Below are 23,722 nucleotides of genomic sequence, written 5' to 3' on the forward strand. Positions count from 1 at the left end.
GCTTCTGCTCAACTAATACATTACTAACATATTAGTAGGATATAGAAAAAAGTCAAAGGCAGAATCGGCATATGCAACGCAGCGACAGCAGCGTTGCAACGGCCCATAAAAAAGCCCCTGGCAAGCCAGGGGCGGTTCCGCCGCAGTTGCTCAGGGCGGCTAGTGGGAGACGTCTTCGAGTGCCCGCCCTTTCGTTTCCACACCCAATACGAGGACCGCCAGCGCCGCTACGACGAAGGAGAGCGCACCCAGTGTGAATACACCCCCCTGCCCGGCCAAAGGCAGCAGCACGCCAACGAGGTATGGTCCGGCTAAGGAGCCAATGCGACCGATGGATGACGCGAAGCCGGAGCCGGTGGCACGCGAGCGCGTGGGATAGAGTTCCGGGGTGTAGGCGTACAAAACTGACCACATGCCGAACAGGAAGAACTGCATGCAAAGACCAGCCGCAATGAGTTGCTCCACTGGAACGCGATGCACGGCCGCCTGGCCGTAGAGGAACGCGGCGCCAGCGCTTCCCAGCAACATGAGAGCGCAGGTTGGCTTGCGCCCCCACTTCTCCAGCAGCCATGCGGAAAACATGAATCCAGGAATGCCGGCGAGGGAAATATAGACCGTATAGAGCACCGACTTGGTCACGGCATAACCGGCCTGTTGCAGCAGTGCTCCCAGCCAGGTAGTCAGTCCGTAATAGCCAAGTAGCGCGAAGAACCAGACGGACCACAGCATGATGGTGCGGCGCGCGTAAGGTCCCTGCCAGATTTCCACAAAGCGTGCCTTGCGGTTGGACACTTGCGGAGGTGGCGCGTAGATGTCCGAGACAGCCGGCAATGGGCGTCCCCATGCACGTTGGACGTGAGCTTCGATGCCTGCCATGACAGCGTGGGCTTCGCTGCGGCGACCGACATCTTCCAGCCAGCGCGGAGACTCGGGAACACGGCGGCGCACCACGAATACAAAGACCGCAGGCAGTGATAGTGCAATGAAGATTCCGCGCCAGCCGACGATGGGCAGAAAAATGAAAGTAAGCGCGCCGGCTGCAATGAAGCCGATGGGCCAGAACCCTTCCAGAATGGCCACGTACTTACCGCGACTCTTCGCCGGCACGATCTCGGAGACCATCGATAAGCCAATCGGGAACTCCATGCCCATGCCAAAGCCAAGCAGTACCCGACAGAGCATCAGCGCCGTTACGCTATCGGCGAACCCGCACATCAGACTGCCGAGCCCCCAGAAGACCATACTTACCTGGAAGACGGGCTTGCGACCGAAGCGGTCGGCCAGCAGGCCCGCGATTGCGGCACCAAGAAACATACCGAGGAAACTCGAACTGGCCAGCAGGCCCGCCTGGGCAGCGGTGAGCGCGAATTCCGCCTTGATCGAGCCGAGGACAAACGTCATCAGGCCCAAATCCATTGAATCAAAAAACCACGCGGTGGCGATGATGCCGAATAGCGAACGCTGATATCCGGTCATTGGTAAGCGTTCGAGGCGAGCAGCGATGCCCGCCTCTATCTTGAGGGCGCCTGCTGACATATCCATGTCTGTCTCCTTGGGTACGACGGCCTCCTGGCGTGCCGCCTGATCTAATATATTAGATGGATTGTAGTAGCATTCAAATAATAAACGTACTTGCTAGGGAAACTACGTAGGTACCAGAGCTGCGGGACGTGGCGCCCGGAGAAGCGTTAAACCGCGCGTAGCGCGCCGCCCGCAGCAGCTTGAGAGGGACAGAACGAACTGGAAAATTCGCCGCGCCAGGCACCGCGGATAATGCTGGAGTAGCGTGAGGATACGTCGGCAACCGGGAATGCCTTGGCCAGGCGGGTCACGGCGAGCGCGTCCGCCGTCAGTGCGACAAGCTGTGACTCCGGAATGCCGAACGAGGCCAGGTCACCGGGGATCCCCACAGCTTCTACCATCGCCCGGATGACGTGTGGCAGCCGGGCGATGGCCTCGGCTTCGTCCGTCTCCTCGATGCCGAACATTCTTGCGATCTCCAGCAGTTCCGCCGCGCGCTCATGCTGGAGGGCATCCAGGACATATGGCAGCACTACCGCGTTAGTGCTGCCGTGGGACTTGTGCGTGATTCCGGCGACGCCGTATGCAATGCCATGCACGGCATTCAATCCCGCACTTCCGTACGAAAAGGCGGCATAGAGACTTGCGTAGCACATTCCTACGCGTGCCTCAGTGTCCTTGCCGTCTTGATAGGCGCGCAGCAAGTACCTGGCGCACAGCCGGATCGATTCTCGCGCAAACAGCATCGTCAACGCGTTGCGGCCACTGTAGCCCGGGTCAGGGTGACCACCGCGATTGAACTTTGCCGAATCCAAGGTGAGAAAGGATTCAATGGCATGCGTCAGCGCATCGATGCCCGCATCCGCAGTGACGCGCGCTGGGCAGCTATAGGTAAATTCGGGATCGATGAGAGCGATGCCGGGGCGCAAGCGGTTGTCCATCACTGCGACTTTGGTGGCATTGTCCGGGTCCACCAGGATCGCACCGGGCGTTGCCTCGGAACCGGTACCTGCCGTAGTGGGCAGTGCGATCAGAGGCAGCACTGCGGTCGCGCTGTCGATTGCGGCGACAAAATTGCAGATCGGCCGCCCGGCGGGCAGGGTCAGGCAAAGTGCCTTGGCCAAGTCGATGTTGCTGCCGCCGCCCAGCGCAATGATATGGTCAAGTTGGCGGCCGCCCAGTCGGCGGCGGACATCGGCAGTGGCCGCATCGCACAGCCTGGTCGTGGGGTCCGCCATGCCACCGTCATAAACAAGGGTCTCGACGCCTCGCGCGCGGGCCGCTTCTACATATTCGCTCACCCACGGCATATGTGTGGTGAAGTAGGTGTCCGTGACTAGCAGCCCGGTACGATAGCCCAGGTGCTGGAGCAACTCCGGCAACTGCGCTCGTGTGCCGGCCCCCATGATCAGTCGTGACGGTGCACAGAAATAGACAAGATCTTCAACTCTCATGGCAACTCCAGTGGGGAAACGGATGAGGGCCTGGCAGGCCAACGCGTTAGTCGATCCAACTGCTTTCGAATCGCGTCGGCAACCTGGGCTGTGTTTTGGGTAAGCAAGCTATGGCCGCCACCATCGAGCATCGTCAATTCCGCATTGGGCAAGCCGTTTGCGAGGTTAAAGGCATGCGCGACAGGACAGTCATCGTCATGGCTGCCATGCACCACGACGGCCGGTATATCGATTGCACCAAGACCTGGGCGTTGGTCCGTGGCACGCAGAGCCTGCCAGGTCCACGCCACCGTGGTGTGGTCTGCGGCTTCCGTCAGCCCCAGCCTGAGCTCTCGAGCGGCAATCTCTTCCATCAGGGAATCCGGCGCAAACGACTCGAACCACGACACTGCATTCAGTTGCGACGTACCGGAAAGCAGGATCAGTCCACACGGTGCAGGTGCGTCAGGATTGGCGTGTCCCCCATAGAGGTATTCCAATGCCACCGATACGCCCATACTCCAGCCGGCGAGGATAAAAGGACGACCCGATGCATGCACTTGAATGGTCCGTTGGAGCTCCCGGGCATACGCCGCCAAGGTGCAGTCTGCACGGGAACAAGGCCCGGGAGCGCGCCCGCGCCCAGGCAGGTTCGGTAGCACAAAGGTGCAGGTGTCCTGCAGCTCACGCGCAAGCGGCAGCCACGCCGCGCGTGTGCCCTGTATGCCATGCACGGCGACCACCAAGGCCGGACCCGCGCCCACCCAAATGACATCCATGCCTCACTCCACACAACTAATATATTAGATGAATCATAGCAGTCGACCAGAGAAACGCAAGAGCTCGGTCATGGATGCGTACGACTCATATACAATTGGTATCTCGCGAATTCGAATGAGCAGCAATGACTGGCAAGACTCCATCTCGTACCAAGGCCGCCGCGCCCCCAGAGCCGGATGACACGACCGACAACGTTGCGGGACAACGCGGCCGGCTGACTGATCTGGCCTACGAACAGATCGAGGAAGCAATTGTCACGTTGCGGTTGGCACCCGGTACGTCAATCTCCGAGTTGCAGCTCAGCGAGCTGACAGGCATAGGGCGCACTCCCATTCGAGAGGCCATCCAGCGGCTCGCCCGTGAGCATCTGATCATCGTGCTGCCGCAGCGCGGATTGTTGATTCCACCGATCGATGTCGGAAAGCAATTGCGTTTGTTGGAGACAAGGCGCGAGGTGGAGCGCCTGATTTGCAGAAGCGCAGCGCGCCGGGCCACGCCGGAGCAGCGCGAGCACTTCACGCGTTTAGCCCGAGAGTTTGCCCAGTCAGCAAGAGTCGGCGATGATGTCTCATTTGTGCGCGCGGATCGCGAGTTCAATGAGCTGTGCCTCGTGGCCGCCCGCAATGAGTTCGCCGAAGGCGCCATGCGCTTGATGCACGGCCTATCCCGGCGCTTCTGGTATTTGCACTACAAGGAAGCGGCCGATTTACCGATGATGGCTAAGCTGCATGCCAACGTTGCCGGCGCTATCGCCAAGGGAGATGTCGATGGAGCCGGCAAAGCCCTTGATGCGCTGCTGGATAACATCGAAGATTTCACGCGCGCTACTGTCCTCGGGGACAGGCGCTAATCCCATTCAAACCTTTACTTCGAACAAGCATCCGGACTGTGGCGCCTTGGCCAGCGTTTCCAGCGGCACCTGTTGCCGTGAGGTGGTGATGTAGAGGATGTCCATATTGGCGCCACCAATGGCAACGTCGCTGGGACAGGGCACTGGCATGCCGACCACGCGGTCGAGCGTGCCGTCGCGCGTAAAGCGCACCACGCTCCAGCCTTCGCATAGCGCCGTCCAGATGCCGCCATTGCTGTCCAGCGCGAGCCCGCTCAGCTTGCCCGCGCCGGGCGGCATGCTGGCAAGGCGACGCACCGCCGTTGAGCCAGGCTGCAGCATCAGGATGGCGCCGGAGGTCGGCGTGGTGGCATAGAGGGTTTCGTCCGCCGCGCTCCAGCATAGCGCCTGCACGGCTTCGCCAATATGCCAGTGCGCATCGAGGCTGCCGTCGGCTCGCAGTAGACCCACCGCAGAGCCACCCTCGGCGGACTCCGTCGCAGCCCACACCGCGTTGGCCTGCTCGCCATAGCCTCTGCCCTCGCCCCCCTCACAGCAAGCCTGCAACGGCTCGCGGGACCAGCCTTCCAGCGGACGTCGGGTGCCGTCGCTCGCGATAGCCGCCGCGCCGCCCTCATGCATGGCCCACACTTCGTCGCCACGCAGCAGCAACCCGGTCACCGGCGCTTCCAGGCGCACCAGTTGCTCATCGCGCGCGGGTTCCTGCGTGGTGTCGAGCACGCGCACTGACGGCGCCAGCACATCGGCCCAGTACAGCCGCTGACGCCGCGCGCACCACAGCGGATGCGCGCCTTGGAATGCCCACGGCCCAGGCACCGCCGTTACCGAAGCATCGCCGGCGGGCAGGCGCACGCCTTCGAGTTGCGCGCCGATGCGGCGGGCGGCCTGCGCCACCTCGGGCCCGAGCAGCTCCAGCCGCGCGCGTGTCAACCGGTAGGCCGGGCCGGCCACGCTGATCGCGCCACGGACCACGCCCTCCGGGTCGACGATGGGCGCACCCACGCAGCGCACGCCCAGCACGATCTCTTCGTCGTCGATGGAGTAGCCGCGCGCGGCGGTGATATTGAGTTCCGCGTTGAGGCGGCGCCGGTCTGTAATAGTGAGCGGCGTGAGCGCCTTAAGCGTGAGTTCACGCACAATGGCGTCGCGCGCCGGGCCCGCCATGGCCGAAAGGATGGCTTTGCCCTGGCTGGTGCAGTGAACCGGCTTGCGCTGGCCCAGCACCGCCGCGGAGCGCTCGCTGTGCGCGCCGTCGCAGCGTTCCAGCGAGATCACCTCCAGCCCATCAAGCGTGGCGAGGTAGCAGGTCTCGCCGGTCAGGTCGCGCAGGCCGCGCATCTCATGCGAGGCGGCGGCCACCAGGTCCGGCATCGTATAGGCCTGTCGCGCCATCTCGAAGCAGCGAAAGCCCAGCCGGTACACCTTGCGCAGCGGATCGCGCCGCAGCATACGGCGGGCCACCAGCGTGGCCAGCAGGCGGTACACCGTGGTTCGCGGCAGCGCGAGTTGCGCCGTCAGGTCGGACTGGCTGATGCCGCCGGGGTTGGCACCCACGGCTTCGAGCACGTCGATGGCCTTCTCAATTGCGCCGGTACCGTCACCGGGATTAACTGACATGGTGGCTTGTCTCAATATATGGAAAAACGAAGCAGTCTGGCGGGGGCGCCCCTCTGCGAAGCATTTTAAGTTGCTGGGAAGTTCAATACCATGCAATCAGCCAGCACAGCTGACACGCAGCCAGATTTGTCCCACTGATTGGGACGATGGCCGCCCCGACCATTTGCAACCTGGACAGCACGCATCATGAGCACCAACCCCACCTTCGCGCCTCCCCCGCCCCTTACCACCATCCCCCAGCGTGCACCCGCGCCGCACGTGCCGGATTCGGTACTCGACCGCCTGGCCAAGGTGACCAGCGGCTCGCTGACCACGCAGCTCTACATCAAAGGCTTCCGCCAGCCGGTATTGCACGGGCTGACACCGCTCAACCCCAAGGTCAAGCCTTTTGCCGGGCGCGCGTACACCATGCGTTTCATCCCGGCGCGCGAGGACATCGACGTCTACGGCAACCTCACCACCGAGCCTTCCGCCGACAACCTGCAATGGGTGGGCGTGGAGCAGATCGAGCCGGGCCATGTGCTGGTAATCGACAGCAACCGCGACGGCCGCGCCGCGTCGATGGGCAATATGCTGATCACGCGGATGATGATGCGCGGCGCCCGCGCGGTCATCACCGACGGCAGCTTCCGCGACGGCACGGAGCTGAGCCAGATGGATTTCCCGGTTTGGAGCACGGGCGTGACCGCCACCACGCGGCTGTCCTATCACCATGTGGCGGACCTGCAAGTGCCGATCGGCTGCGCCGGCGTGGCGATCTATCCAGGCGACGTGATCCACGGCGACGGCGACAACATCACCGTGATCCCCGCCCACCTGGCCGAGGAAATGGCCAACCTGTGCGAGAAGCGCGACGACATCGAAGCCTACCTGGCATTGCGCGTGCAGGCCGGCGAAGCGCTGTGGGGCCTGTACCCGCCGAGCGAAGCCACGCGCGCGCAGCATCGCGAATGGGTCGCCGCCGGCCGCCCGCCGATCCCGGCCGCCAAGCCCGCCGGCAGCCGCTGAATCCGCCCAACCGGACACAAGACCAAGATGACCGCCAAATTCACTCCCGAGCAACACGCCGCGCTGATCCGCCGCTACTTCGACGCCTGCAACGCGGCCGACTACGACGCGCTGGTGGACTGCTTCACGCCCGACGCCGTGCACTACTTCCCCGCCGGCCTGCCCGAAGTACCCTGGAGCACAGCTGACACCATCGCCAAAAAATGGATCTGGTGCGTGGAAACGCTCGGCTCGCAATGGACGATCGAGCGCCTCATCGTCAGCCATGACAGCCCGGAGGCGATGATCGAATGGACGCACTGGAAAAACAAGAGCGGCACCGCGCTGCGCGGCGCCGAGTGGTACGACTTTGATCCGCAGACCGGCAAAATCGCCGAGATCCGCGCCTACTACGCCTCGCCCGCCGACAAGGCAACGCCCATCAACGAACTGGTGGCATTCGACTACGCGGGCCGCGGCTATCACCTGAAGAGCGTATGACCATGTCCTCCCTGCTGCAATCCATCGACGCGCGCAGTGGCCAGCCCACCGGCGCAAGCTGGCCGGCCTCCACGCCGGCGAAGATCGATGCCGCTGCCGCCGCAGCCGCCGCCGTGGCCGGCCAATGGGGCGCCAGCCCCGCCGCGCAACGCGCCGCCCTGCTGCGCGCGCTGGCCGCCGCGCTCGAAGCCGATCGCGAAACCCTGGTGCCACTGGCCGACCGCGAGAGCGCGCTCGAACTGCCGCGCCTGAATGGCGAACTGGACCGCACCGCCTTCCAGCTGCGCGGCTTTGCCGATGTACTGGAACGCGGCGACGCGCACGCCAGCCTCGACGATCCCGCCGTAGCCGGCGCGCCGCCCGCCGGGCGTCCGCGCCTGACGCGCGTGCGCGTGCCCGTGGGCCCGGTGGCGATATTCTCCGCCAGCAATTTCCCGTTTGCGTTCTCGGTGCTCGGTGGCGACACCGCCGCGGCGCTCGCGGCGGGCTGCCCGGTGGTAGTGAAGGCGCATCCGGCGCATCCGGAACTGTCGCGCAAGACCGCTGCGCTGGCGCAACGCGTGGTGGCCGGGCAAGGCCTGCCCGCCAGCATCTTCGGCTTTGTCGAAGGCGCTGCTATCGAGACCGGCGTGCGCCTGGTGCAGGCGGAGGCGATCGCGGCCGTGGCCTTCACCGGCTCGTTCAAGGGCGGCACCGCGCTGGCCAAGGTGGCCGCAGAGCGCCCCCATCCGATTCCCTTCTACGGCGAGCTCGGCTCTGTCAATCCGCTGGTAGTGCTGCCGGCCGCGCTGCGCGGCAACAGCGCGGAGCTGGCGCAAAACCTGGCCAGCTCGATCTGCCTGGGCAGCGGCCAGTTCTGCACCAGCCCCGGCGTGATCGTGGTCGGCAAGGACGCCGCTGGCGACGCCTTCGTCGGCGCGCTGGCCGGTGCCCTGCACGCGCTCGCGCCGCACGCCATGCTCAGTGCCGGCATTCGCTCCGCCTTTGACCAGGGCGTGGCGCGCTGGCGCGCGTCTGACAAGCTCAAGCCGCTGCTCGGTGAAGTGGCGCGCGCGGACGCCGGCGGCCTGCCGCGCCCCTACCTGGCCGAAGTCGACGCCGCGGACTTTATCGCCAACGACAGCCTGCACGAGGAAGTCTTCGGCGCCGCCGCGCTGGTGGTGCGGATCGACTCACCCGGGCAAGCACAGCAAGTGCTGCGCGCCGTAGGCGGCTCGCTCACCGTGACGCTGTGGGGCGTGGATGCCGGCAGCGAAACGCCGGATGCCACCACGCTGGACCTCGTGCGCGTCGCTACCCAGGTAGCCGGACGCGTGCTGTTTGCGGGCGTGCCCACCGGCGTGGCCGTGACCGCCGCCCAGCATCATGGCGGCCCCTTCCCCGCGTCGACGCAACCCTTCACCACCTCGGTGGGTTACGCCGCGCTCGATCGCTTCCTGCGCCCGGTGGCGCTGCAAGATGCACCGGCCTGGCTGATTGCACGCGAGGGGGTGCCATGCTGAGACATATCGTGTTGTTCCGGCGCAAGCTCAAGGATGCCACGCTGGAAGCCGCGCTAGCGGAGCGCATGGCGGCCCTCGGCGCGCAGATCCCGGCCATACGCAGCTGGCGCTTTACCGCCAATGAGCTGGATCGTGCGATCTGCTGGGACTATGTGCTGGAGTCCGAGGTGAACGACAAGACGGCGCTGGATGCTTACTTGTTCCATCCCTTGCACCAGGCTCTGGTGACGGACCTGAAGCCTTACTTTGAGTGGGCGGCGGTGGACTACACGGTTTGAGGTCGCGGGGTTTTCCCGCACATCGCGCACGACCGTCCCATTTGCTGGGAGCGTGCTGGCGATCCCGTCCCGCGGGCATCGCCAGCGCGCGTAAAGCTTCCTATTGTGTTGATTCCCACAAGATCAAGACAAAGGAGTCCGGGCATGGAGACACAAGCTGATTCAGGTCACCCAGAGCAGCACGAATTTCCGCTTCAGCACGCCGCTTCGCCACGGCGTCGCGGCTTCCTGAAGGGTAGCCTCGCGCTGGCGGCCAGCGCCACCGCCGGCAATGCCGTGGCGCAGTGGACACCTTCGCTGCGCTACCCCGATCCCAACGTCGTCATCCTCGCCCCGTCCTTCGCGAAGTACCGCCTGTTCAACGCCGGCGTGGAACAGCTCGCCACCGGCCTGCGCTGGGCCGAGGGCCCGGTGTGGATCGGCGACGGCGGCTACCTGCTTGTCAGCGACGTGGCGTCAAACCGCATCATGCGCTGGGACGAGGCCAGCGGCCAGCTCACTACCTTCCGCGCGCCCGCCAACTATCCCAACGGCAACACGCGCGACCGCCAGGGCCGGCTCATCACCTGCGAAGGCGCAATCACGCGGCGCATCAGCCGTACCGAGCACAGCGGCAAAGTGCTCACGCTGGCCGACAACTTCGCGGGCAAGCCCTTCAATTCACCGAACGACATCGTCTGCAAGTCCGATGGCTCCATCTGGTTCACCGATCCGCCCTTCCAGCTCAGCAACAACTACGAAGGCCGCATCGGCAAGCCAGAGCTGCCGCACGCGGTTTATCGCATCGACGGCGAGACCGGAAAGCTCACCCAGGCCGTCAACGACCTGGCCGGGCCGAACGGCCTGTGCTTCTCGCCGGACGAGAAAACGCTCTATGTGATCGAGGGCCGTGCCCTGCCCAACCGGCTCGTGTGGGCCTACAGTGTCGCGCCCGATGGGCGCCTGACGAACCGCACCAAGCATATCGACGCCAACGGCCCCGGCGCGCTGGACGGCATCAAGTGCGACGAGGACGGCAACATCTGGGCTGGCTGGGGCAGCGGCGGCGCGCCCGGTGTGGACCCGGCACCGCTGGACGGTGTGATGGTGTTCAACCCCAAGGGCAAGCCCATTGGCCATGTTCGCCTGCCGGAGCGCTGCGCCAACCTGTGCTTCGGCGGCCTGGAGAACAACCGGCTGTTCATGGCCAGCAGCCATTCCATCTACGCGCTGTACGTCAATACCCGCGGCGCCGGCGCTGCCTGACGCGAGGCGGGTGTCAAACGCCATCGGCGCGCCCTGAAGCGCGCCGATGGCGTATGGTTTGGTGCGCTATCGCCAACGACTGCCTACGGTCGCACCCCGAACTCCACCTTGTCCGCCGTCCACGCCACCGCCTGCTCGCTCAAGCTGAACCCAAGACCCGGCCGGCTGGGCACGATCATCCTGCCGTCGCGCAACTCCAGCCGTTCGTTGAACATCGGCTCCAGCCATTCGAAGTGCTCCAGCCACGGCTCCTGCGGATAGGCGGCAGCCAGGTGCAGGTGGATCTCCATGGCGAAGTGCGGCGCCAGCTTCAGCCCCTTGAAGTCCGCCAGGCTCATGATCTGCAGGAACGGCGTGATGCCGCCCACGCGCGGCGCGTCTGGCTGCACGAAATCGCTAGCATGCGCAGTGATGAGCTGCGCGTGCTCGCCGAAGCTGGTGAGCATTTCGCCGGTGGCGATCGGCGTATCGAGCGAGGCCGCGAGCGCGGCGTGGCCTTCGATGTCGTAGGCGTCGAGCGGCTCTTCGATCCACACCAGGTTGAACTGCTCCAGCACGCGGCCGAAGCGCTGCGCGATGGTGCGGTCCCATTGCTGGTTGGCGTCCACCATGAAGGGGAAGTCGTCGCCCAGCAGTTCGCGCACCGCCTTGACGCGCTTGAGGTCGGTGGCGGTGTCGGGCTGGCCGACCTTGATCTTGATGCCACCGATGCCGTTGGCGCGGGAGGCTTCAATATTCTTCAGTACCTGGTCCAGCGGCATCGACAGGTAGCCGCCCGAGGTGTTGTAGCAGCGTACCGAGTCGCGATGGGCACCCAGCAGCTTGGCCAGCGGCAACCCGGCGCGCTTGGCCTTCAGGTCCCACAGCGCGATATCGAACGGGGCAATCGCCTGCGTGGTCAGCCCGCTGCGGCCCATCGATGCACCGGCCCACAGCAGCTTGTTCCAGATGCGGGCGATATCGTTGGGGTCTTCGCCGATCAGCTCCGGCGCGATTTCCCTGGCGTGCGCGTACATGCCGGGGCCGCCGGCGCGCTTGGAGTAGCCGAAGCCGATGCCCTCATGCCCGTCCCGGGTGCGGATCTCGGCAAAGATAAAGGCGATCTCAGTCAACGGGCGCTGGCGGCCGGTCAGCACCTTGGCGTCGCTGATCGGCGCGGCCAGCGGGAGGTAGACCAGCGACACCTTGACCCATTCGATGCGGTCGCCGGCGGCCTGGGCCGTGGGCTGCAGCGTGGCAGCGGCTTGCTGTGAAGCGAAGGAGGTGTTGGATATGGCGGTATTGCTCATGAATGGTCCTTGTTTGCTCGAAGTCTGTTTGTTGCCCGCGGCCGGCATCGGCGCAGGGGGCAGCGCGTGCCCTTATTCCGGCTTGATGCCCGCCTCCTTGATCACCTTGCTCCAGCGCTCTGTCTCGGACTGCAGGAAGCGAGAGTATTCCTGGGAGCTGGACGCCACTACCACAAAGCCATTGGCCTCCAGCTTGGCGCGCACGTCCGGCTGGCGGAACGCCTTCATCATCTCCGCCTCAAGCTTGTCGAAGATGGGCTTGGGCGTGCCCTTGGGTGCCGACAGCCCTACCCACGATACGGCAGAAAAGCCGGGATAGCCGGATTCCGCCACCGTCGGCACATCCGGGAACAAGGCGTTGCGCTGCGCGCTGGTCACCGCTAACGCACGCAGTTTGCCGGCCTTCACATAAGGCAGCACGGCGTCCTGGTTCACGAACATGGTGGGGATCTGATTGGCCAGCACATCCGTCAGCGCCGGGCCGCCGCCGCGGTAAGGAATGCCGACCATGTTCAGGCCCGCGGTTTGCTTGAGCAGCTCCATCGCCAAGTGGCCGGACGAGGCGTTGGTCACGCCGTAGTTGACCTTGCCTGGATGCGACTTGACGTAGTCGACGAACTCCTTGAAGGTCTTCGCCGGAAACGCCGGATTGACCACCAGCACATTGGGACCGGCAATCAGTTGCGAGATCTGAATGAAGTCGCGGCTGGAGTCATAGTTGGGCTTGGGCGTCATGCCGTGCGCGATGGCATTGCTGCCGATACCCGAGAGCAGCAGCGTGTAGCCATCCGCCGGCGCCTTGGCCGCTTGTTCAGCGCCGATGGTGCCGCCCGCGCCGCCCTTGTTCTCGACGATAAAGGGCTGCTTGAGCGCCTTGCCGAGCTGCTCGGCGATCAGGCGGCCCATGATGTCGCTGGTGCCGCCGGCGGGAAATGGCACAATCATACGCACCGGCTTGCTGGGCCATGCGTCGCCCTGGGCGAAGGCGGCGCCGGATACGATGCCGGCGAGCGCCAGTGCACAGCCGGCGAGAAAGGTTCGTTTGCTGTGGTGGGTCATGCTGTCTCCATGATTTTTTGTGGAAGGCTGGTAAAAGGTGCCGAAGCAAGGGATCAGTGATTCAATCGACCACCCCGATCGGCCAAGGCACGAACTCGTTCAGCCCCACGCCGAGCGCTTCGCTGCAGGTCTTCTCGCCGGAGGCGTGGCGCAGGATCTGCGCGAAGATCTGCTGGCCCATCTGCTCGATGGTGGCCTCGCCGTCGATCACCACCCCGCAGTTGATGTCCATGTCCTTGACCATGCGCTGGTACATTGGCGTGTTGCTGGCCAGCTTGATGGTGGGCGCCGGCACCGAGCCGAAGCAGGAGCCGCGTCCGGTGGTGAAGCAGATCAGATTGGCGCCGCCGGCGATCTGCCCGGTGGCGGAGACCGGGTCATAGCCCGGCGTGTCCATGAACACCAAACCGTGCTGCGTAACCGGCTCGGCGTACTTGTAGACTTCCATCAAGGGCGCGTTGCCGCCCTTTTTGGCACCCCCCAGGCTTTTTTCCAGCACATTGGCCAGGCCGCCGGCGTTGTTGCCTGGGCTGACGCGGCCATTGATCTGCGTGTCTCGGCCCTTGTTGTACTCGAGCCACCAGTTGATCCGGTCGACAAGTTTCTGGCTGACTTCCGGCGTGACCGCGCGGGCGGTCAGGGTCTGCTCCACGCCGAAGATCTCTGAGGTCTCGGACAGGATCGCGGTGCCGCCGTGGCGCACCAGGATCTCCATCGCCGCGCCTAGTGCCGGGTTGGCCGACAAGCCGGAGAATCCATCGGAGCCGCCACATTGCAGGCCAACCGTGATGTGCTCGGCCGACACCGGCTCGCGCTTCACGGCATTGGCCGTGGCCAGCATCTGCTCCACCAGCCCGATACCGGCCGCGATCGCCTTGCGCGTGCCGCCGGCCTCTTCGATCACCAGCGTCTTCAGCATGGGGCCGGGTTGCAGGCCCTGGTCGGCCAGGAAGGCCGGCAGCGCGTTGTGCTCGTGTCCGAGCGCGATTACCAGCGCACCGGCCGTATTGGGATGGCGGATATAGCCGCCGAGGGTGCGGCGCAGCAGGTCCATCGGCTCGCCGCTCATCTCCATGCCACTGCCCTGCTCGTGCACATATGGCACCACGCCATCGACGTTCGGAAAATCAACCAGGCGTTCCTCGTCAAACGCGTTGGCGATCTTGCGCGCCACGGTGGCACCGCTATGCCCCACCAGGAACACGCCGATGTAGTTGCGCGTGGCCACGCGGCCGTCGGGGCGCACGATGCCCATGAACCGGGCACGCTGTTCGGGCGGCACGTAATCGGTCGGCTTGTAGTCCTGGCCGTGGCGGTAGTCCTTCACCAGGTCGCCGAAGGCGATATTGTGGCTGTGCATCCAGGTGCCGGGCGGTAAATCTTCGGCGGCGAAGCCGATCACCGTGTTGTACTTGAGCACCGGCTCGCCCTTGGCGATAAAGCGGGCCGCGACCTTGTGGCCGGAAGGCACGAGCTGCAGCGTCACAAGGCCCTCGCTGGGCACGGCGGTGCCTGCCGGCACTTCCATGCGCGCCACCGCGACATTGTCTTGCGGGTCGAGGCGGATAAAGGGATTGCGCGCTACATCTTGCGTGTTGGAATTCATCGTTGTCGTCATGGCATTGTCCTTTGCGGTCCGGCGATCCGGCTTAAGCCAGCACGCCAATGGGCCAGGGCACGAACTCGTTCTCGCCCACGCCCAGCGCTTCGCTGCAAGTCTTCTCGCCGGACGCATGGCGCAGCATCTGCGCGAAAATGCGTTGGCCCATTTCCGCTACGGTGACCGCGCCATCCAGCACCTGGCCGCAATCGATATCGAGGTCATCCTCCATGCGCTGGAAGGTCGGCGTATTGGAGGCCAGCTTGATGGTCGGCGCCGGCAACGCGCCAAATCCCGATCCCGTGCCGGTGGACAGGCAGATCAGGTTGGCGCCGCCTGCAATCTGGCCTGTGGCGGATACTGCCTCGTAGCTGGGCGCGTCCATGAACACCAGGCCGCGTGCGGTGACGGGATTGGCGTACGCATAGACCGCCGTCACCGGTGAACTGCCCGCACGCTGCACGCCGCTGGCGGCCTTCTCCAATGCACTGCTAAGGCCGCTGGCACCACCGTCGGCTCGCTGGCGACGGTTCAGTTGGGTATCGCGTCCCGCGTGGTACTGCTCCCACCAGCCGATGCGTTGCGCGAGTTCGCCCGCAACTTCGGGCGTGGCGGCGCGTGCGATGAAGCGCTGCCCCAGGCTCACCAGATCCACGGTTTCCGACAGGATCGCGGTTCCTCCCTGCGCCACCAGCAGATCCACCGCCGCGCCCAGCGCCGGGTTGGCCGATACCGCAGAGAAGCCATCGGCGCCGGCCGATTGCAGGCCTACCACCAGGTGTTCCGCAGATACCGGCTGGCGCGAGCAGGCGTTGGCCGCCGGCAGCATGTCCTTGATGATGGCGATGCCCGCCTCGATGGTGTTTGCAGTGCCGCCGATTTCCTGCATCACGAGCGTCTTGAGCCCAGGCCCCACGGCAAGCTTCTCCTGCTCCAGGAAGCCGTAGATATTGTTGCGCTCGCAACCCAGCGCGATCACCAGTGCGCCGGCGATGTTGGGATTGCGGATGGTGCCGGATAGCGTGCGGCGCAGCAGGTCCATCGGCTCGCCAGTCATCTCCATGCCGCAGCCGATCTCATGCACGAAGGGCACCACGCCATCGACGTTGGGATAGGCCGCCAGGCGCGTCTCGGTGAACCAGTCGGCCACCTTGCGTGCGGCGGTGGCGCCGCAATTGCCCACCACAAACACGCCGATGTAATTGCGGGTGGCTACGCGGCCGTCGGCCCGTACGAAGCCCTGGAAGGTAGCGCGCTGTCCGGCGGCGACAACCAGCGGCTGCGAAGCCGCGGGTGCCTCCGCTTCGCGCCGCGCGGTGGCGGTGTCGTCGGCAACGAGGTTATGCGAATGCACCCAGGTGCCCGCCGGCAGGTCTTCGGAGGCAAGGCCGATGGCGAATCCGCCCTTGATCACCGCTTCGCCCTTCCGAACGGGACGTGCGGCGAGCTTGTGGCCGGCGGGGAAGTCCTGCGCCGCCATGGCGTCGCCAATGTCGGTGCCGGCGGCAATCCGGGCGCGCGCCAGTACGACATTGTCGGACTCGGCCAGGCGGATGGTGAGATGGGATAGAGGCTGGTTCATGGTGTCTCGGTGAGGCCCGGCGCCGGCGGTCTTTCAAGAGAGGAATCGGTTGCGGCGCGCTCTTATGGATGCGCTTCCATTTTTCGGGATCGTCATCGACAATACAAGCCAGCCGCCCACCGCCTGCCTCGTGCATTCCCATGATCTGGGACAAAGCTGCAGGTGGCCGCCGGCATAAGTGACCCGCGCGGAGCAAATCAGGGAAAACGAGCAGGCAAGCCAGGCCGGCGTTGAGCCCGCCTGACGTAGGCAACACCAACATCGAGCCAATGCATACAGACCACCCGAACCAGCCGGATAGCGCCGGCAGCAGCACACCGGGCAGCGGCCGCATGGTGGACGTAGCGCGCATGGCGGGGGTGTCGCGCGTGACGGTGTCGCGAGCGATCAGCCATCCGCACCTGGTCTCGCCAGCCACGTTGGCCGCGGTGCAACAGGCCATTGCGCAACTGGGCTATGTGCCTAACTTGAATGCCGGCAGCCTGGCGACGAGGCGTTCGCGCATCGTCGGCGCCATCGTGCCAACGCTCTCCAATGCCTGGTTTGCGGAAACCATGGACGGGCTGGGTGAAGTGCTGGAGAGGGGCGGCTACCAGTTGCTGCTGGGTCAGACGCGCTACCGGCAAAGTCAGGAAGAAATCCTGATCGACGCCTTTATTGGCCGCCAGGTGGACGCAGTAGTGCTCACGGGCGTCAGCCATGTGCCTGCCGTGCGTGCCAAGCTGCGCCGCTGCGGCATTCCGGTGGTAGAGACCTGGGACCTCACAGACGACCCCATCGATATGGTAGCCGGCTTCTCCAACCGCGCTGCGGGCGCTGCCGTGGCCGAACACTTGCTGGCGCGCGGGTACCGCTACCTTGGCTTTATTGGCGCGAAGGAGGATCGCGCGCTGAAACGCCTGGCAGGATACCGCGAGGCAATCGCCGCACGCGCCCTGCCAGACGTGGTGGTGCGCACGGTAGAGCCGCCCTCCTCCATCGCCGACGGCGCGCACGCACTGGCCGACACCAGACCGAACCGAACACAGCGAACTGCAGCCACCCATGAAAGCCACCAAGACCGCCGACATGCTGGCGCAGGCGCGCAAGGGCCCGGTGCGCATGCTGGATGTGGCCCGTGCGGCCGGCGTCGCCAGCGTGACCGTATCCCGCGTGATCAACCATCCAGAGACGGTGGCGCAGGCAACGCGCGAACTGGTGCAGGCCACGATCCGGCAACTCGGCTATGTGCCCGATCTCACCGCTGGCAGCCTGGCGTCCACGCGCTCGCGCATTGTCGGTGCCATTGTCCCCACGCTGTCAAATGCCTGGTTCGCGGACACCATGGACGGCCTGGCCGCGGCGCTGGCGCCGCAGGGCTACCAACTCATGCTTGCGCAGTCGAGCTACCACCCGCGCGAAGAGGCCGGCCTGGTCGACGCCTTCCTTGGCCGGCGCGTGGATGCGATCGTGCTCACCGGCGTGAGCCATGAAAAAAGCGTACGCGACAAGCTGCGCCGCCTCGGCCTGCCGGTGGTGGAAACGTGGGACCTGACCAACGATCCCATCGACATGGCGGTGGGGTTCTCCAATGCCGGCGTGGGCGCAGCGGTGGCGCAATACCTGTGCGAGCGCGGGCACAGGTGCATCGGCTTTATCGGCGCCGACGAAGCCCGCGCGCGAAAGCGGCTGGATGGCTTGCAAGCGCAACTGGCCGAGCTTGGCATGGCACCCGCCGAAGCGGAGCTGCTGCCGCCGCCCTCCACGATCGAGGCCGGCGCGCAGGCATTCACGCGGCTGCTGGCGCGTGCCCCGCACATCCAGGCTGTGTTCTGCAGCAACGATATCCTCGGCGTGGGCGCGCTGCTGGCATGCCGACAACACGGCTGGCCGGTGCCCGGCCGCGTTGCCGTGGTGGGCTTCTCGGACCTGGCCATGGCCGCGGCAAGTTACCCGACCCTGACCACAGTGCAGGTACAGCCGCGCGAACTCGGACGCCAGGCTGGCGAGGTGCTGCTGCGCAGGCTGCAGGGTCAGGCGCGGCCGGCCAGGCGGGCGCAACGGGTGATCGACATGGGCTTTCGCATCGTGCCAAGGGAGAGTGCCTGAGGGGGGCAGCGAGCGCGTCCCAGTCCCTTGTGGATCGCGATTACCGCGTACAAGCAGCGCATTCCGTGAACAATCCCACGATTTGACCCCGACCATTGGCATGCCTGCGAACAAGACCGGCAGGCCTCAAAAAATGTCCGGCTCCTTCGTCGCCTCAGTCCCCTGCAACAGCGCAAAATCGCACCCCTTATCTGCCTGCATCACCTGCTGGGCGAAGATCGCGCCATAGCCGCGCTGGTAGCGCGGCGGCGGTGGCGTCCATGCGGCGCGGCGGCGTTGCAGCTCGGCGTCGTCGACGAGCAGTTCCAGCTTGCGTGCGGGGATATCGAGCTCGATCAGGTCGCCTGTCCGCACCAGCGCCAGCGGGCCACCGACGAAGGATTCCGGGGCCACATGTAGCACGCAGGCGCCGAAGCTGGTGCCGCTCATGCGCGCGTCGCTGATGCGCACCATGTCGCGCACGCCCTGCTGCAGCAGCTTCTTCGGAATCGGCAACTGGCCCCACTCGGGCATGCCCGGTCCGCCCAGCGGTCCGGCATTGCGCAGCACCAGTACGCTATTGGCGTCGACCTCCAGTTCGGGAACGTCGATGCCGGCGTTGAGGGCGTCATAGCTGTCGAAGACCACGGCGCGGCCCGTATGCCGGTGCAGATTTGGCGCGGCGGCGGCGGGCTTGATGACGGCGCCGTCGGGCGCGAGGTTGCCGCGCAGCACGGCAAGGCTGCCGCCGCTGACCAGCGCACGCTCCAGGGGCAGGATCACGTCGTCGTCATGCACCGGGGCGCCGGCGATATTGTTGCCAAGGGTGCCGCCGTTTACCGTGAGCGCATCCACATACAGCAGCGGGCGTAGTCGCTCGAGCAGCCCGCGCAAGCCGCCTGCATAGAAAAAATCTTCCATGAGGTACTTGCCCGCCGGCCTCAGGTTGGCGATCAGCGGCGTCGTCGCGGCCAACTCGTCGAAGCGCTGGAGATCCAGTGCCACGCCGGCGCGCCGCGCCATGGCCACCAGGTGCACCAGCGCATTGGTCGAGCCGCCCAATGCGAGCACGCATACCACGGCATTGTCGAACGCCTGGGCGCTGAGCACCCTGGATGGCGTCAGATCTTCCCACACCATCTCAACAACGCGCCGCCCGGTTTGTACCGCCATCTGCGCGTGGCGCGAGTCCGGCGCAGGGATCGAGGCCGCGCCCGGTAGCGTCAAACCCATGGCCTCGGCGGCGCTGGTCATGGTGGAGGCGGTGCCCATCGTCATGCAGTGGCCGGGGGAGCGGGCAATTCCGCCCAGTACCTCCTCCCAGTCGTCATGGGTGATGGTGCCCGCGCGCAGCTCGGCCCAGTTCTTGAACATGTCCGAACCCGATCCCAGCGTCTTGCCGCCCGCATTGCCACGCAGCATCGGCCCGGCCGGCATGAAGATGGCCGGCAGGTTCATCGACGTCGCGCCCATGATCAGGCCGGGCGTGGTCTTGTCACAGCCGCCCATCAGCACCACGCCGTCGACAGGGTAAGAGCGCAGCAGTTCCTCGGCTTCCATCGCCAGCAGGTTGCGGTACAGCAGCGCGCTGGGCTTCTGGAATGGCTCGGCCAGCGACATGGCCGGCATTTCCAGCGGAAAGCCGCCGGCCTGCCAAATGCCCCGCTTGACCTCTTCCGCGCGCGCCTTGAAATGCGTGTGGCAGGGATTGATCTCGCTCCACGTATTGAGGATGGCGATGACCGGCTTGCCGCGATATTCCTCCGCGCCAAAGCCGATCTGCGCCATGCGCGAGCGGTGGTTGAAGGTGCGCATGGATTCTTTGCCGAACCAGCGGTGCGAGCGCAAATCCTCGGGCGTCTTGCGGGTTGTCTGCTGTGCGTCTGTCATGTCTGGCCGCCGCGGTGCTTAACCGCGCACCGGTGTGGACCACACGCCGGCCGCCTGCAACAGCCCACGCGTGTAGCCCAGCGCGAAGGACATGAAGCGTTCACGGTTCTCGTCAAGATCCGACACCGGCACGTGGTCCGGGCACAGCGGCCCCTTGTAGCCACCGCGCTGGTAGGCCTTGATGGCCTGGAACATATCGACGTCGCCTTCGTCCGGGAAGACTTCCTGGAAGTCGAGATAGCCACCCCGGATATTGCGGAAGTGGACCATGAAGATGCGGCCGGTAGCGGCGAACTCCTCGATCACCGGGATCATGGCGCGGCCCGGCTCCTTGAACATCTCGGCCACCGTGCCCTGGCAGAAGTTCAGGCCGTGGTTGGCGCTCGGGCTGAGGGAGAGGAACTTGCGGATGCCATCGGCGGAGCCCACCACGTGCTCGATGCCGTTGAGTCCGCCCACCGGGTACGCCGGGTCGTGCGGATGGCAAGCCAGGCGCACGCCGGCGTGGTCGGCGGCAGGCACCAGGCCTTCCACCAGGAATTCGATGGCGTCCCAACCGGCCTTTTCGGTAACGGGCGGCACATCCCGCGCCATTTTCTGCCCGCACAGCATGGCGGTCTCCGCGTCGCCCTCATCCTGGTTGGTGGGATAGCCCACGCCCCAGTAGGAATGCTTGCGATCGTCATCCGCCGAATACTCGGCATAGACAAAACCGGAGTTCTGCGCGCCGCCGCGCCCGGGCTTGAGGCCGGTACGGGTGATGCCCACCATCTGCACGTTGTACTTGAGGCAGGTAATGCCGGCGTCGGCCGCCTTCTGGATATTCTGCGCCAGGACGTCGCGCTGCTTGCGCGCGCCTTCCAGGTCCACCAGCGAATCCAGCAGGATGCAGCCCACGTCCAGTGCAAACACATCGAGCTTGAGGCCGAAACTCTCCACCCACTTGCGATAGGTGGTGAGCTTGCCGGCATCCCAGGCACTGACGCCGCCGCTTGCCGACACCAGCTCGGTGCCGCGGTTATCCAGCACCACGCTCTCTACCCCGAGTTGGGTGGAAAGGCGCAGACGGCGCTCGTCGGGGTTGAGTAGCTGTTCGCTGATGTACATAGTGCGTCTCCTGGATACTGAAATGCTTGGATGAGGATGTTGTATGTGGTGCGGGGGCTTGGCCGCCACGTCGCTCAGTGCTGGAGGCGCGGTATGTCCTACCGCAATGAACACGTGTTCATTTTTCTGCAAGCGGGAGATGGCGGCAAGCGTGGAATGCGGGGCAGACCGGCAAACCTTCCGTGCCGTCCCAGGATATGGAAAAAATCGTGCGTTGAACCGTCCAAGTGTGCCGCTTACGACGAAAACCCATCACAGCCAGCCCATCGAGCCTGACCCTTGTGGCCAGTACTCTTCCTCGACTACCACATCGTGACTCGGGTCACGCGCGCAGTGGCGATTTGCTGCCCCAAGCCGCACAATTGCGCCAGATTTCCCAAGCAATGGGACACAAGCTACCCCTGCCACCCCCTGTCGCTATCTTCTTCTGATCGTCTTATCTAGCATGCAGGCAATACGCCTCGGCAGCACCTAGCCGCGGGACGCGCCGGCACATAGAGCCTGGCGCCATTGCCATCAAACAAGATTGGAGACCGCCATGTCAGTCGTCATGACATCCGCCCCCACGACCCCGGCGGCACCTGCGTCCGCCACCGCACTCACCTCCCCTGTACAACCGACGGTCGCCGCCGTTGCCAGCGGACGCTACCGCTACCTGATGCTGGCCCTGATCACCATCGTGCTGGCGCTGAGCACCGGTGACCGCGCGACGCTATCGGTGGCAGGCCCGCATATGAGCAAGGACCTGGGACTGGACGCCGTGCGGATGGGCTGGTTGTTTTCTTCGTTTGCATGGGCTTATGTGCTGAGCCAGGTACCGGCCGGCTGGCTGGTGGACAAGATCGGTGCCAAGCAGGCCATCGGCCTGGGGCTTGTGCTGTGGTCGCTCACCACGCTGCTGATGAGTATGGTGCATTGGTTTGCCTTTGCCTTCATGGCGCTACTGGTGCTGCGCTTCCTGCTGGGTGCGATGGAGTCGCCGGTGGGCCCTTCGTCCGGGCGCGTGATCGCGGCATGGTTCCCGTCCACGGAACGCGGCGTGGCCGGCGCGATCTTCAACAGTGCGCAGTACCTGTCGCTGGTGGTGTTCACACCGCTGATGGGCTGGCTCGATCACCGCTTCGGCTGGCAGCATATCTTCTCGGTAATGGGCGCGCTGGGGCTGCTGCTTGCATGGGCGTGGTATCGCCTTTATCACGCACCCGCCGCGCATCCGCGCGTGACGCCGGCGGAGATCGACTACATCGAGCAAGGCGGCGCGCTGGTGCATCTCGGCGGCAGGAGCGCCAAGGGCAGCAAGGGCCCGACGCTGGCGCAACTCGGCCAGCTGTTCCGGAGCCGCATGCTGGTGGGCATCTTCCTGGCGCAGTACTGCATCAGCGCCATTACCTGGTTCTTTGTCTCGTGGTTTCCCAGCTACCTGGTGAATGGGCGCGGCTTTACTATCCTGCAAGCGGGCTTCGTTGCCGCAGTGCCAGCCATCTTCGGATTTATCGGCGGCGTGTCCACCGGCTTCGTGTCGGACGCGCTGCTGCGCCGCACCGGCTCGCTGACGATGGCGCGCAAGTTGCCGATCACCATCGGCCTGTTGCTCAGCGCCACCATGATCGCCTGCAACTACGTGGACACCGACTGGGTCGTGATCGCGCTGATGAGCCTGGCGTTCTTCGGCAAGGGCTTCGGCTCGCTAGGCTGGACCGTGGTGGCCGACACCGCACCCGCCGCCATCGTGGGCAGCACCGGAGGCGTGTTCAACGCGGTGGGCAATATCGCCGGCATCGTCACGCCGATCGTGATCGGCTACATCGTGGCTGACACACACTCCTTCAATGGCGCACTGGTATATGTCGGTGCCCACGGACTGCTGGCCATCCTGAGCTACTGGCTGATCGTGGGTAAGATCGAACGCGTGGAGTTGCCTGCAAAGGACTGAGGCGGCTTCATGCTAATTCAGAATCCACCTCCGCTATTTCCATCTGGAAGCCGGAAGATCTTACGGAAGCGGTGGTGGGCCTCCCGTGAGTCGAACACGGCACCAACGGATTATGAGTCCGCTGCTCTAACCAAGCATGAGCTAGAGGCCCGATGGAGCGGGTGAAGGGAATCGAACCCTCGTCATAAGCTTGGAAGGCTTCTGCTCTACCATTGAGCTACACCCGCGCGCGATGCGCGGCATGATAGCAGCTACCCCAATCAGCGTGGCACGAATTCTTCGTAGCAGGCATCGCTGCTTGTCACAAAATCTCGTGCTGCGCCGAGCGCGTACGGCGACTTTGCAACCCGGGCGTCGATGTATTGCCATCGCTACGGCAGTGGTTGAGTGACTACCTGGAAATCTTCCACGTCTTCTCGCCATGGACCGCCCGCTGCAACCTATCCGGCCGCCTCGGAAAGGCAAATGGTATCTTTTAGAT

At 64.9% G+C, this 23,722-nt stretch carries 18 protein-coding genes, 2 tRNA genes and 2 pseudogenes; 10 read left to right on the plus strand and 12 right to left on the minus strand.

The genetic code is table 11. The annotated features are described in order from the left end of the window. Nucleotides 1-159: 159 nt before the first annotated feature. The 3 genes from ACZY0R_RS42625 to ACZY0R_RS42635 form a co-directional block, all read right to left on the minus strand. The gene (locus ACZY0R_RS42625) at nt 160-1,542 is read right to left on the minus strand and encodes an MFS transporter (protein WP_488867749.1); all 1,383 of its coding nucleotides are present in this window, start codon (nt 1,540-1,542) and stop codon (nt 160-162) included. Between the two features lie 146 nt (nt 1,543-1,688). Then, a complete protein-coding gene (locus ACZY0R_RS42630) occupies nt 1,689-2,975 on the minus strand; it encodes an iron-containing alcohol dehydrogenase (RefSeq protein ID WP_488867751.1) in 1,287 nt (428 codons plus the stop codon). Continuing rightward, nucleotides 2,972-3,733, minus strand: coding sequence for an alpha/beta fold hydrolase (locus ACZY0R_RS42635; RefSeq protein ID WP_488867753.1), 762 nt, complete (start codon nt 3,731-3,733; stop codon nt 2,972-2,974). Before ACZY0R_RS42635 ends, ACZY0R_RS42630 begins: the two co-directional genes overlap by 4 nt. Before the next feature lie 72 nt (nt 3,734-3,805). On the opposite strand from ACZY0R_RS42635, the pseudogene ACZY0R_RS42640 reads away from it, so the two are divergent. Further along, a pseudogene (locus tag ACZY0R_RS42640) lies at nt 3,806-3,862 on the plus strand (helix-turn-helix domain-containing protein); the annotation flags it as partial. Continuing rightward, nucleotides 3,859-4,584 (plus strand): GntR family transcriptional regulator, encoded by a 726-nt coding sequence (locus ACZY0R_RS42645; RefSeq protein WP_488867755.1) that lies wholly within the window; start codon nt 3,859-3,861, stop codon nt 4,582-4,584. The pseudogene ACZY0R_RS42640 and the gene ACZY0R_RS42645, both read left to right, overlap by 4 nt. A 6-nt stretch (nt 4,585-4,590) precedes the next feature. Here the strand turns inward: ACZY0R_RS42645 and ACZY0R_RS42650 are convergent, their stop codons facing one another. Continuing rightward, nucleotides 4,591-6,201, minus strand: coding sequence for an IclR family transcriptional regulator domain-containing protein (locus ACZY0R_RS42650; RefSeq protein WP_488867757.1), 1,611 nt, complete (start codon nt 6,199-6,201; stop codon nt 4,591-4,593). A gap of 186 nt (nt 6,202-6,387) precedes the next feature. Here ACZY0R_RS42650 and ACZY0R_RS42655 point away from each other — a divergent pair, with 186 nt between their 5' ends. From ACZY0R_RS42655 to ACZY0R_RS42675, 5 genes are all read left to right on the plus strand, one after another. Next, entirely contained in the window at nt 6,388-7,209 is an 822-nt protein-coding gene (locus ACZY0R_RS42655) for an RraA family protein (RefSeq protein ID WP_488867759.1), read from the plus strand. Nucleotides 7,210-7,236: 27 nt separating this feature from the next. Further along, nucleotides 7,237-7,689 (plus strand): nuclear transport factor 2 family protein, encoded by a 453-nt coding sequence (locus tag ACZY0R_RS42660; RefSeq protein WP_488867761.1) that lies wholly within the window; start codon nt 7,237-7,239, stop codon nt 7,687-7,689. Beyond that, nucleotides 7,686-9,191: an aldehyde dehydrogenase (NADP(+)) gene (locus ACZY0R_RS42665; RefSeq protein WP_488867763.1), complete on the plus strand. Its 1,506-nt coding sequence runs from the start codon at nt 7,686-7,688 to the stop codon at nt 9,189-9,191. The genes ACZY0R_RS42660 and ACZY0R_RS42665 overlap by 4 nt, the downstream gene beginning before the upstream one ends. Continuing rightward, nucleotides 9,185-9,469, plus strand: coding sequence for a Dabb family protein (locus ACZY0R_RS42670; protein WP_488867765.1), 285 nt, complete (start codon nt 9,185-9,187; stop codon nt 9,467-9,469). Before ACZY0R_RS42665 ends, ACZY0R_RS42670 begins: the two co-directional genes overlap by 7 nt. A 144-nt stretch (nt 9,470-9,613) precedes the next feature. Further along, nucleotides 9,614-10,714, plus strand: a complete 1,101-nt coding sequence (locus ACZY0R_RS42675; protein WP_488867767.1) for an SMP-30/gluconolactonase/LRE family protein — start codon at nt 9,614-9,616, stop codon at nt 10,712-10,714. A gap of 83 nt (nt 10,715-10,797) precedes the next feature. Here the strand turns inward: ACZY0R_RS42675 and ACZY0R_RS42680 are convergent, their stop codons facing one another. From ACZY0R_RS42680 to ACZY0R_RS42695, 4 genes are all read right to left on the minus strand, one after another. Beyond that, on the minus strand, nt 10,798-12,003 hold the full coding sequence (locus tag ACZY0R_RS42680) for an L-talarate/galactarate dehydratase (RefSeq protein ID WP_488867769.1): 1,206 nt from the start codon (nt 12,001-12,003) through the stop codon (nt 10,798-10,800). Between the two features lie 72 nt (nt 12,004-12,075). Continuing rightward, nucleotides 12,076-13,062 (minus strand): Bug family tripartite tricarboxylate transporter substrate binding protein, encoded by a 987-nt coding sequence (locus ACZY0R_RS42685; RefSeq protein WP_488867771.1) that lies wholly within the window; start codon nt 13,060-13,062, stop codon nt 12,076-12,078. A gap of 61 nt (nt 13,063-13,123) precedes the next feature. Then, the gene (locus ACZY0R_RS42690) at nt 13,124-14,680 is read right to left on the minus strand and encodes a UxaA family hydrolase (protein WP_488867773.1); all 1,557 of its coding nucleotides are present in this window, start codon (nt 14,678-14,680) and stop codon (nt 13,124-13,126) included. Nucleotides 14,681-14,711: 31 nt separating this feature from the next. Next, nucleotides 14,712-16,244: a UxaA family hydrolase gene (locus ACZY0R_RS42695; protein ID WP_488867775.1), complete on the minus strand. Its 1,533-nt coding sequence runs from the start codon at nt 16,242-16,244 to the stop codon at nt 14,712-14,714. A 350-nt stretch (nt 16,245-16,594) separates the two neighbouring features. On the opposite strand from ACZY0R_RS42695, the pseudogene ACZY0R_RS42700 reads away from it, so the two are divergent. Together ACZY0R_RS42700 and ACZY0R_RS42705 are read left to right on the plus strand one after the other, a co-directional pair. Beyond that, nucleotides 16,595-17,179: pseudogene (locus tag ACZY0R_RS42700) on the plus strand (LacI family DNA-binding transcriptional regulator); the annotation flags it as partial. A gap of 109 nt (nt 17,180-17,288) precedes the next feature. Continuing rightward, the gene (locus ACZY0R_RS42705; RefSeq protein WP_488867777.1) at nt 17,289-18,332 is read left to right on the plus strand and encodes a LacI family DNA-binding transcriptional regulator; all 1,044 of its coding nucleotides are present in this window, start codon (nt 17,289-17,291) and stop codon (nt 18,330-18,332) included. A 126-nt stretch (nt 18,333-18,458) separates the two neighbouring features. On the opposite strand, the gene araD is transcribed toward ACZY0R_RS42705, so the two are convergent. After that, a complete protein-coding gene (araD, locus tag ACZY0R_RS42710) occupies nt 18,459-20,201 on the minus strand; it encodes an L-arabinonate dehydratase (protein WP_488867779.1) in 1,743 nt (580 codons plus the stop codon). Between the two features lie 18 nt (nt 20,202-20,219). Beyond that, nucleotides 20,220-21,308 (minus strand): mannonate dehydratase, encoded by a 1,089-nt coding sequence (locus ACZY0R_RS42715; RefSeq protein ID WP_488867781.1) that lies wholly within the window; start codon nt 21,306-21,308, stop codon nt 20,220-20,222. A 538-nt stretch (nt 21,309-21,846) separates the two neighbouring features. Here ACZY0R_RS42715 and ACZY0R_RS42720 point away from each other — a divergent pair. Continuing rightward, entirely contained in the window at nt 21,847-23,241 is a 1,395-nt protein-coding gene (locus ACZY0R_RS42720) for an MFS transporter (RefSeq protein ID WP_488867783.1), read from the plus strand. Between the two features lie 72 nt (nt 23,242-23,313). Here the strand turns inward: ACZY0R_RS42720 and ACZY0R_RS42725 are convergent. Next, nucleotides 23,314-23,392: transfer RNA gene (locus ACZY0R_RS42725), tRNA-Ile, on the minus strand. Between the two features lie 2 nt (nt 23,393-23,394). Next, nucleotides 23,395-23,468 (minus strand) — tRNA-Gly (locus ACZY0R_RS42730). Between the last annotated feature and the right edge of the window lie 254 nt (nt 23,469-23,722).

Source organism: Cupriavidus sp. F041 (genome assembly GCF_057814235.1).

Excerpts from the sequence above, each read along its gene's own strand:
- ACZY0R_RS42625 (WP_488867749.1), bottom strand. The coding sequence starts at position 1,542 with ATGGATATGTCAGCAGGCGCCCTCAAGATAGAGGCGGGCATCGCTGCT.
- ACZY0R_RS42630 (WP_488867751.1), bottom strand. The coding sequence starts at position 2,975 with ATGAGAGTTGAAGATCTTGTCTATTTCTGTGCACCGTCACGACTGATC.
- ACZY0R_RS42635 (WP_488867753.1), bottom strand. The coding sequence starts at position 3,733 with ATGGATGTCATTTGGGTGGGCGCGGGTCCGGCCTTGGTGGTCGCCGTG.
- ACZY0R_RS42645 (WP_488867755.1), top strand. The coding sequence starts at position 3,859 with ATGACTGGCAAGACTCCATCTCGTACCAAGGCCGCCGCGCCCCCAGAG.
- ACZY0R_RS42650 (WP_488867757.1), bottom strand. The coding sequence starts at position 6,201 with ATGTCAGTTAATCCCGGTGACGGTACCGGCGCAATTGAGAAGGCCATC.
- ACZY0R_RS42655 (WP_488867759.1), top strand. The coding sequence starts at position 6,388 with ATGAGCACCAACCCCACCTTCGCGCCTCCCCCGCCCCTTACCACCATC.
- ACZY0R_RS42660 (WP_488867761.1), top strand. The coding sequence starts at position 7,237 with ATGACCGCCAAATTCACTCCCGAGCAACACGCCGCGCTGATCCGCCGC.
- ACZY0R_RS42665 (WP_488867763.1), top strand. The coding sequence starts at position 7,686 with ATGACCATGTCCTCCCTGCTGCAATCCATCGACGCGCGCAGTGGCCAG.
- ACZY0R_RS42670 (WP_488867765.1), top strand. The coding sequence starts at position 9,185 with ATGCTGAGACATATCGTGTTGTTCCGGCGCAAGCTCAAGGATGCCACG.
- ACZY0R_RS42675 (WP_488867767.1), top strand. The coding sequence starts at position 9,614 with ATGGAGACACAAGCTGATTCAGGTCACCCAGAGCAGCACGAATTTCCG.
- ACZY0R_RS42680 (WP_488867769.1), bottom strand. The coding sequence starts at position 12,003 with ATGAGCAATACCGCCATATCCAACACCTCCTTCGCTTCACAGCAAGCC.
- ACZY0R_RS42685 (WP_488867771.1), bottom strand. The coding sequence starts at position 13,062 with ATGACCCACCACAGCAAACGAACCTTTCTCGCCGGCTGTGCACTGGCG.
- ACZY0R_RS42690 (WP_488867773.1), bottom strand. The coding sequence starts at position 14,680 with ATGACGACAACGATGAATTCCAACACGCAAGATGTAGCGCGCAATCCC.
- ACZY0R_RS42695 (WP_488867775.1), bottom strand. The coding sequence starts at position 16,244 with ATGAACCAGCCTCTATCCCATCTCACCATCCGCCTGGCCGAGTCCGAC.
- ACZY0R_RS42705 (WP_488867777.1), top strand. The coding sequence starts at position 17,289 with ATGAAAGCCACCAAGACCGCCGACATGCTGGCGCAGGCGCGCAAGGGC.
- araD (WP_488867779.1), bottom strand. The coding sequence starts at position 20,201 with ATGACAGACGCACAGCAGACAACCCGCAAGACGCCCGAGGATTTGCGC.
- ACZY0R_RS42715 (WP_488867781.1), bottom strand. The coding sequence starts at position 21,308 with ATGTACATCAGCGAACAGCTACTCAACCCCGACGAGCGCCGTCTGCGC.
- ACZY0R_RS42720 (WP_488867783.1), top strand. The coding sequence starts at position 21,847 with ATGTCAGTCGTCATGACATCCGCCCCCACGACCCCGGCGGCACCTGCG.